General features: G+C 25.8%; 11 protein-coding genes. 10 read left to right on the top strand and 1 reads right to left on the bottom strand.

From position 1 onward, the window contains the following. The 7 genes from ACERKK_RS07900 to ACERKK_RS07930 form a co-directional block, all read left to right on the top strand. A partial coding sequence (locus tag ACERKK_RS07900) for a glycosyltransferase (protein ID WP_373772539.1) occupies positions 1–559 on the top strand: 559 nt, incomplete at its 5' end. A 1-nt stretch (position 560) separates the two neighbouring features. Continuing rightward, on the top strand, positions 561–2,078 hold the full coding sequence (locus ACERKK_RS07905) for an oligosaccharide flippase family protein (RefSeq protein WP_373772540.1): 1,518 nt from the start codon (positions 561–563) through the stop codon (positions 2,076–2,078). A 45-nt stretch (positions 2,079–2,123) separates the two neighbouring features. Beyond that, entirely contained in the window at positions 2,124–2,453 is a 330-nt protein-coding gene (locus tag ACERKK_RS07910; protein WP_373772541.1) for an STAS domain-containing protein, read from the top strand. An 11-nt stretch (positions 2,454–2,464) separates the two neighbouring features. Beyond that, entirely contained in the window at positions 2,465–2,863 is a 399-nt protein-coding gene (locus ACERKK_RS07915) for an ATP-binding protein (protein ID WP_373772542.1), read from the top strand. A gap of 1 nt (position 2,864) precedes the next feature. Then, positions 2,865–4,118, top strand: a complete 1,254-nt coding sequence (locus ACERKK_RS07920) for a SpoIIE family protein phosphatase (protein ID WP_373772543.1) — start codon at positions 2,865–2,867, stop codon at positions 4,116–4,118. Between the two features lie 116 nt (positions 4,119–4,234). After that, positions 4,235–4,522 carry a dihydrofolate reductase family protein gene (locus ACERKK_RS07925; RefSeq protein ID WP_373772544.1) on the top strand — a complete coding sequence of 96 codons (288 nt, stop codon included), beginning with the start codon at positions 4,235–4,237 and terminating at the stop codon, positions 4,520–4,522. A gap of 89 nt (positions 4,523–4,611) precedes the next feature. Beyond that, entirely contained in the window at positions 4,612–5,499 is an 888-nt protein-coding gene (locus ACERKK_RS07930; protein WP_373772545.1) for a hypothetical protein, read from the top strand. A 23-nt stretch (positions 5,500–5,522) separates the two neighbouring features. On the opposite strand, the gene ACERKK_RS07935 is transcribed toward ACERKK_RS07930, so the two are convergent. Beyond that, positions 5,523–5,855 carry a hypothetical protein gene (locus ACERKK_RS07935; protein WP_373772546.1) on the bottom strand — a complete coding sequence of 111 codons (333 nt, stop codon included), beginning with the start codon at positions 5,853–5,855 and terminating at the stop codon, positions 5,523–5,525. A 181-nt stretch (positions 5,856–6,036) separates the two neighbouring features. On the opposite strand from ACERKK_RS07935, the gene ACERKK_RS07940 reads away from it, so the two are divergent. From ACERKK_RS07940 to ACERKK_RS07950, 3 genes are all read left to right on the top strand, one after another. Next, positions 6,037–7,431 (top strand): mannose-1-phosphate guanylyltransferase/mannose-6-phosphate isomerase, encoded by a 1,395-nt coding sequence (locus ACERKK_RS07940; protein WP_373772547.1) that lies wholly within the window; start codon positions 6,037–6,039, stop codon positions 7,429–7,431. 9 nt (positions 7,432–7,440) lie between these two features. Further along, positions 7,441–8,604, top strand: a complete 1,164-nt coding sequence (locus tag ACERKK_RS07945; protein WP_373772548.1) for a sugar phosphate nucleotidyltransferase — start codon at positions 7,441–7,443, stop codon at positions 8,602–8,604. Then, positions 8,601–9,277 (top strand): hypothetical protein (locus ACERKK_RS07950; RefSeq protein ID WP_373772549.1); only part of this gene is annotated, 677 nt, incomplete at its 3' end. The genes ACERKK_RS07945 and ACERKK_RS07950, both read left to right, overlap by 4 nt.

Here is a 9,277-nt window from a genome sequence, read left to right on the forward strand (position 1 = left end):
TAGTGTAATGATGAGGTATATGTTTTGTGGAAGGCTTGATTATTCAAAAGGTTTGGATTTAGCAATAAAAGCATTGTCAAATCTAAAAGATAAAAAAGTGCAGGATTTCCAGTTTCATATTTATGGAGATGGAGATAAAACATATATTAAAAGATGTAAGCAAATGATAAAGATTTTAAACTTAGAAGATGAGGTTTTTTTTCATGGAAAATGTGACAACTTAGAAAAAGAGTATAAGAAAAATCATGTATTATTAATGCCTACAAGAATGAGAGAACCATTTGGTTTAGTTTTAATTGAAGCTATGAATTATGGAGTTGTTTGTCTTGCTACAAATGATTATGGTCCTGCTGAAATAATTGATGATAAAAAAAATGGTCTTTTATTTTCTGCTTTAAGTGTAGATGATTTAACTTCAAAAATACTTTTAATTCATAATAATTGGAATTTATTACAAAAATATAGAGAAGATGCTTATATAAAAGTTGCTAATAAATTTGATATAAGTATTGTGAAAAAAGAAGTTGAAAATGTTTTATTAAATATAGCAAGAGTCTAAAATGAAAGATAAAATACTAAACAGCACAATATCAAATTATATATTATTGATATTAAAAATCATACTTTCACTTATGCTTGTTCGAATTATGTTTTTAGGAATCAGCAATGAAGAGTATGGGTTTTGGGCACTTTTATGGAGTGTATTTGGATATTCATTATTATTAGATTTTGGATTTGGAACAGCTGTTCAAAAAGCTACAAGTACATCAAAAGCAAAAAATGATTGGAAGGGTTTTAATGAAACTATTTCTACTATCTTTTTTTCTTATATTTTGTTATCAAGTGTAATTTTAATAGTTACAGTTCTTTTAGCTCAAAACCTAGATAAAATCTTTGTTTTTAGCTCAAGTGATTCAATAGAGTATTATAAAACAGTATTTTACATATTTGGAGTAGGGACTTCTTTACTTTTTCCTTTTGGCTTTTTCAAAGAAATTTTAAGAGGTTTAGAAAAAATAACAATAAGAAATAATATAGATATTGTTTTTTTAATATTAAACTTTGCACTTTTAACTTTATGTATTTATTATGATTATTCACTAATTTACATGGCTTTAGTTGCTATTTTAGTACAGTTGTTTACAAATATATTTATGGCTTATTATGTAATCAAAAATATTCCAAACTTTAAAATATCATATAAGTTTTTTAAAAAACAAAGAGTTTATGAACTTATGAGTTTTTCAATATTTGCTTATATTGTAATGTTTTCAAATGTTATAATTTTTAGAACAGACCAATTAGTAATATCAATGTTTTCAACAGTAGCACTTGTGGGTATTTATCAAATTGTTTCAAGAATATCAGAATTATTTAGACAGTTTTCAACTCAAATACATGATATTTTAGGACCAATATCAGCATCATTATTTGCTACAAATAATGAGGATAAACTTTATAATACACTGTTTAATACAAATAAAATTGTAGGTCTTATATCTACTATACTTTTTATTCCTTCATTTTTATTTATTGATAAACTATTGTATTTTTGGTTAGATATAAATAATCAAGAAGTTACATATACAGCAATGATTTTATTAGTTTCAATGTATGTATTAGTGTTTTTTAGAAGCTCTAGTGTGCAAGTTTTACTAATGTGCAATAAACATAAACAACTAACCGTGGTTGCTATTTTAGAAGCTATTTCAAACTTGCTTTTAAGTATTTATTTAGTGCAACACTATTCTATTATTGGTGTTGCTTTAGGAACATTGATTCCAAATGTTTTTTTTGCAATATTTTATAATATTCCTGTTGCTTGTAGTTTTTCTAAAATTTCAATTTTTTATTATCTAAAAGAAGTTGTTTTTAAAATTTTATTTATTGCAATAATAGTATTTGGTTTTTTATATATGATTATTTTAAATACTAATATTGATAGTTTATTTCAAGTAATAGTTTATTCAATAGTTTCAATAGCAATATTTTCATTTTTATATTACTACTTATGTTTAAATAAAAATGATAAAGAGGAAGTATCTAAATTATTTATAAATAGAATAAAAGTTATTTAATCTCTTTGCTGTATAATAAACAAAGATTCAGATAAAGGATATTTTATGACACTAGATATGAAAAAAGAAAATGATAAATCAATAATAAGTTTTTCAGATTGTGATCGTATTGATACTACAAATTTAAAAATTATAAAAGAGCAGTTAAGCCCAATAATTTTAGATATAAATAATAACACGCAAAAAGAGTTTGTTTTTGATTTTGATAATATTAACTTTATTGATAGTTCAGGCTTATCAATGATTATAAATATTTATAAAAAATTATCACAAAATGATAATACCTTACATGTAATAAATGCAAATGAACTAATAAATGATATTTTTGATATTACAAAACTAAATACATTTGTTAGTGTAAGTACAAGAGCCTAAAAGGAAAAAATATGAATAATTCATCTTTTATTGTTGTATCAAGTGAACTATCAAATATAAGTACTATAAATACTTGGTTAGAAGAAAATCTATTTAAACTTATAAAAAATAAAGAAAAAATAAGTACCTTATCTTTGGTAATTCAAGAAGCAATAGTAAATGCAATAATTCATGGAAATAAAGAAAATAAAGAGAAAAATGTGACTTTATCTTATTCTTTATTAGATTGTAATTTACATATAAAAGTAGAAGATGAAGGTTCGGGAATTCCTAAAAACACTAAAACAAAAGAGAATATAACAGCAGAAGATTTACTAAAAGAGTCTGGTCGAGGTATTATTTTGATGAAGCATTTTTGTAAAGATGTGATTTTTGATAAAACAAGTATAGAACTTATAATGGAACTTTAAAATGCAAAAGCTAGAAAATATAAAAAACTTAGCAAAAGGTATTTCTGTTTTATATGTAGAAGATAATGATGTAGCAAGAGAAAAAACTACAAAACTACTAAAAAGAATTTTTACAAATGTTGATGTTGCAACTAGTGGAAAAGAAGGTTTACTTTTATATTTAGAAAAAAAACAAGACTTGATTATTAGTGATATTATTATGAATAATCTAAATGGTTTAGAAATGACAAAAGCTATAAAAGATGTTTCAAAAGAGCAAAGAGTTATTTTTTTATCTGCTTATACAGAACAAAGATATTTATCTCAAGCAATAGAACTAGGTGCAGATGGTTTTGTTTTTAAGCCAATTGATACTGATAAGTTTTATTTTATTTTAGAAAAAACACTAAAACAAATCAAAAGTACAAAAGAAAACATACAATATAAACAAAACCTAGAAAAACTTGTAGAAGAAAGATCAGCTGATTTAACTATAAAAAATTATGAACTTACTCAGATGATTGAAGAAGTTAAAAAAGTAAACTCACTAAAAGAAGAGATGCAAATAGCAAAAAAAGTTCAAAAGAATTTTTTACCAAAAGAGATGCCCCAAAATGAAAACATTGAAATAGCTACATTTTTTGAAGCAGCTCAATACGTTGGTGGTGATTATTATGATTTATTTGCTTGTGAAGATGGAACTTTAAGTATTATCATAGCCGATGTATCAGGTCATGGAATTGTTCCTGCAATTACTATGAGTACTTTTAGAGGGGCTTGTAGAACAATATTTGCCTTAGATATGGATTTTGAAAAACAAGTATCAACAGTAAATAATCTTATGTGTGAAGACTCAAAAACAAATGACTTTTTTATTACAGCATTTTTTATAAAATATAATGAAAAAGATAAAAAAATAGAGTATATAAGCACAGGACATAATGATATTTTATTTTACAGTACAAAAAAAGACAAAATAGAACAATTAAAATCAACAGCAATTCCACTTGGGATTTTTACTGATGTAAAATATGAAGTAATCACAAAAGAAATCAATAAAAATGACTTTCTAGTTTTATATACAGATGGTTTAACTGAAGCCGCCAATAAAGAAAAAGAAATGTTTGGACTAGATTCTTTAATGAAAATAGTTCAAAAATCAAAAAAATTAGATGCAAGTGAGGTTCTTATAAATATTCAAACATCACTAAATGATTTTGTACTTGATCAACCTATTACTGATGATACGACTATCTTAGTTACTAAGTTTTTGTAAAAGATAAAGGAAGTATGTGAAAAATTATGTATATATTGCAACAAGTTTAGATGGGTATATAGCAGATAAAGAAGAAACATTCGATTAGCTACCAAGTCCTGAATCTAACTTGAATTTTGAATAATGATAAAGTATTCCTAATAAAAGGTTTAATAAAAGAAATTCTTGAAAATATTCACTCAAAAGGATATGAAAATCTTTATATAGATGGTGGTAAAAATATTCAAAACTTCTTAGAATCAGACTTAATAGATGAAATGATTATAACAACAATACCAATATTATTAGGTGAGGGGACACCATTATTTGCTCACTTAACAAATAGATTAAATTTTGAATGTATTTCATCAAGTGTTGAAAAAGGTATTGCGCAGAGTCATTATAAACGAAAGCGAAAGATATAAATAGAAGAATATATTTAAATCAATTTTTTAACAATTATTTACTTTGAGTTTACTTTAAAATGTTACTATTCTAAATCAAAGGAAATATTATGATAGATACTACTAATATGAGTATAATGGCAAGCTTAATACAAGCACCTTCAAGTACAATTACTAATAATATGATTTCAAAAAAAGATACTGATTCGGACTCTACTCTTAATGCTAATGAAATAGATATTAGTTCAGAATTATTTTCTTCTTATGATTTGGATTCAGATAGTTTACTTAGTAAATCTGAATTAACTACAGTAATAGATACAGCAATATCTCAATTCAATGGAGCAATGCCTTCTAAAGAAGAATTTCAATCAATACTTTCAGATTTTGGTTTTGAATCATCACTTAACTCTCCTTCTAATAACTTATCTTCATCACAAATAGATGAGGTATCCTCAGTTCTTGAAAATTACGATCCAGATAATTTAAGTCAAAGTGATGCATTAAAAATTGTAGCTGCTTTTAAAGAAGCTGGTATTCAACCATCTTCAGAACTTGAAAGTATAATGGATGAAGCAGGTTTTGATGCTAAAGAGATTGGAACACTTGCAGGTGTTGAAGCTCAAGGACAATCAGGTGGAGGTGGACCTTCTGGTGGCGGTGGTGGACCTGGTGGTGGAGGTGAATCAAATTCATCTGAAGAAGACTATGATGCTATGGATACAAATGAAGATGGTGTTGTATCAAGTGCTGAAATAGAAGAATATTATGGGACAAGCAGTGAGAATTCAACAGAAGCTTTATCTTTAAATGAACAGAATTCTTTAGATAATTTACAACTTCTTATGCAAACTTTGAAATCAAATAGTGAAGATAATTCAGTTGATACAAAGAGTTTTGATGGTTTGGTAAAAGCTATAAACAATCAAAATAATAATAGTGAAATAAATACTTATCTACAAAACAATCAAACAAGTTCTATATTTGATTACGCATAATTTGCGTAGTCAAATAATGGAAACTAAATAATAGTCTCAATATTCACAAGTTCAATTCTATTACAATCTTTTTTGAATAACTTTCTTTGAGAAGCATCTTCTTCTGCAAGTGCTAAAATATCTGCAAAATCATCTTTTTGTACTTCCACTTTATATAGCTCTTTTATTGTTTCTATTTTAAAAGTGTCTGTGCTTTCTTTATCAGCTACTAGGTCTATATTTCTAAAACCTTTAGCAAATTCATTTTTAATTAATTTTGCTATTTTTTCATTTGCTAAAAGATCAGCAATATTGATTTCTTTATTTACGTCATTTTTGCATAATAGTTTATATGTTACTTCTATTTTTCCGTTCACACTAATTTCCTTGTTTTTGATGGGAATAACCTCAATTTTTTTATAAGTATAATTATAGTTTAAAATAAAAAGAATCTATGATTTTATAGCAAGTTGTAATATTTTATTTAAATTTATTATAAATTGCACTTTATTTGCATTATAATACGCGAAACTTTCTATTATAAAACGGAGGTGCAAGATGATAAATGTAATATTATGTGGTGGAAATGGTACAAGATTGTGGCCACTTTCAAGAACTCACATGCCAAAACAGTTTACACAGTTAGTAAGTGAATACTCTTTATTTCAAGACACGGTTTTAAGAAATAGTAAATTAACAAGCAAGTTTTTAATCGTTTGTAATGAAGAACACTATTTTATAGCACTTGACCAAATAGATGAAATAAAAGAATTACTTCCAAAAAATGTAGAAGTTGAGTTTATCTTAGAATCAGTTGGAAGAAATACAGCAGCAGCAATTATAATTGCTAGTTTACATGTTCAAGCAAATGAAATTGTATTTGTAACACCAAGTGATCATTCTATTAAAAACATTAAAAACTATAAAAAAAGTGTATCAAAAGCAGTTGAATTTGCTCAAGATGAATCTATCACATTATTTGGAATTGTTCCAACTTATGCAGAAACAGGTTATGGATATATAAAAGCAAAAGATGAAAATGTTGAAGCTTTTTATGAAAAACCAACACTAGAAAATGCACATAAATATGTTAATTCAAACAAATTTCTTTGGAATAGTGGAATGTTTTGTTTTAAAGCAAGTACACTTTTAAATAGCGTAAGAGAGTTTGCTTTAGATATTTATGAACCAGCTATTTATGCATATAGTAGTTCAAAAACAAAACAAGTTATTAGAATAAATAAAGAACTTATGGAAGATATTCCATCACTTAGTATAGATGTTGCAGTTATGGAAAATTGCCATGATTTAAAAGTTGTACCAAGTGATTTAGATTGGAGTGATTTAGGTAGTTTTTGCTCAATTTATAAAGCATTAGACAAAGATGAAAATAACAATGCTGTTAAATATAAAGAAACAAAACCTTTATTAATAAACTCAAAAGATAATCTTGTAATTTCAAACTCTAAAAAAGTAGTATTAGTAGAAGTTGAAAATCTTGCAGTTGTTGATACTCCTGATGCATTACTTCTAATAAACAAAGATAAAACACAAGATGTAAAAGATGTAGTTGCACAATTAGTGCAAGAGGGTTCAACATTACCTATTGATAATCCTTTGGTTCATAGACCTTGGGGAACATACAATGTGATGGAAGAAAAATCAAACTACAAATTTAAAACAATAGTAGTAAAACCTAAAAAAAGATTATCACTTCAAAAACATTTCCATAGAAATGAACACTGGATTGTATTAAGTGGAACAGCAACTGTAACAATTGGAAAAGAGAAAAAACTTGTTCGTGCAAATGAATCAGTATATATTCCAATGGGTAAAAAACATAGATTAGAAAATGAAGGAAAAATTGATTTAGTATTAATCGAAGTTCAAGTTGGTGAATATCTTGAAGAAGATGACATCGTTAGATATGAAGACGATTTCAAAAGGGACTAGAGGTGTATTATGAAAGCAATGATTCTAGCAGCTGGAAAAGGTACAAGAGTTCGTCCAATCACAAACGATACTCCAAAACCTATGATACCTCTTTTACAAAAACCTGTATTAGAGTCGATTATTGAACACTTAAAAACTTGTGGTATTGATGAAATTATTATCAATACTAGTTATTTATCTTCAAAAATAGAAAACTATTTTGGAAATGGAAGTAAATTTGGTGTTCAAATAGCTTACTCTTTTGAAGGTGAAATTTTAGAAGATGAGATTGTATCAAAAGCCTTAGGTAGTGCAGGTGGTATGAAAAAGATTCAGGATTTTTCAAAGTTTTTTGATGATACTTTTGTTGTTTTATGTGCTGATGCACTAATAGATTTAGATATTCAAAAAGTTATAGCCTTACACAAAGAAAAAAAAGCACTTGCAACAATTGCTTTGAAACAAGTTCCTATAAATGAAACAAATAAATATGGAATTGTTCAATTAGATGAAAATGATAAAATTCTAACTTTCCAAGAAAAACCAGATATTAAAGATGCTATTTCTGATTTAGCAAATACGGGAATATATGTTTTTGAACCTGAAATATTTGATTATATTCCAAGTGGAAAAGAGTTTGATATTGGTGGGGATTTATTGCCATTTTTAGCAAAACAAGATCTTGGTATTTATGGTGTAAATATTCCTTATGAGTGGGTTGATATTGGGAATGTAAATGATTTTTATGATGCAACATTTAAAATCTTATCAAAAGAAATCAAAGGTTATAAAATCAATGCAAAAGAGGTAAAAGAAGGAATTTTTATAGGATTGAATGTAAAAATCAATCTTGATAAAGTAAAACTAGTTCCACCTGTTTATATAGGATCATCAACTCAAGTTGAAGATGGTGCGATTATTATAGGCCCTTCAATGATTGGTTCAAACTGTGAAATTCAAGAAAAAGTGATTTTGAGAAGATCAATAGTTGATGACTATAAAAAGATAAATACACTTGCAAAAATAAATGAAAAAATACTTTTTTCAGACTCTATTATTTCACTTGATGGAACAGTTACAAATACAAAAGATTCAGATATGACATGGTTGATTGATGATACAAGAAGAAAATCAAATAAAACAAACTTAGAAATAAGTATAAGTTCTTTACTAAAAAAAAGAAGTCTAAGATGAAAACTTTAAAATTATTATATATAGATGTACCTTTTTTAGGATTTAATGGTGGAGACAAAAATAGAAGTAAGTTTTTGTATAAGTCTTTATTGCAAAACTATAATACAGATATTTTATTAGTAAAAAATGGTGATTATTCAAAACAAGAAATACTTTCTCATAAAAAAGAGAATAAAATATTTACAATAAACACTATAAAACAAGATTTTTACAAAGCAAGTGCTATTTATAATTTTGATACAAAAGAACTAGAAAACTTCAAAAACACTCTTTTAGAAAATGAGTATGATATATGTTTTTTTAGATTTGCATCAACTTCAAAACTAGCAGATTTTGTAAAAAAAACTCTTCCATCTTGCAAAATCATAATAGATGTAGATATGCTTTTTTCTCAAATATCAAAAGAAGCATGGAATCAAAATAAATCTTTAAAAAACAGATACCACTTTTTTGAGTATCAAAAACTAAGTTTTTTTGAGAAACAACTTTTCAATAAAAACTATAACTTTTTATATACAAATAAAAATGAACTAGAATTAGTAAAAAACAAATATAAAGTATCAAATGACGATAATCACTTTGTTTTACCAAATGTTATAAATGAAATAAATACTAAAGAAGATGAAACAATAAATGAAAAATATATTTTATTTTACGGTGTTTTAAATTCAAC

The sequence above is a fragment of the Poseidonibacter sp. genome (assembly GCF_041821165.1).
Classification (GTDB): Bacteria; Campylobacterota; Campylobacteria; order Campylobacterales; family Arcobacteraceae; genus Poseidonibacter.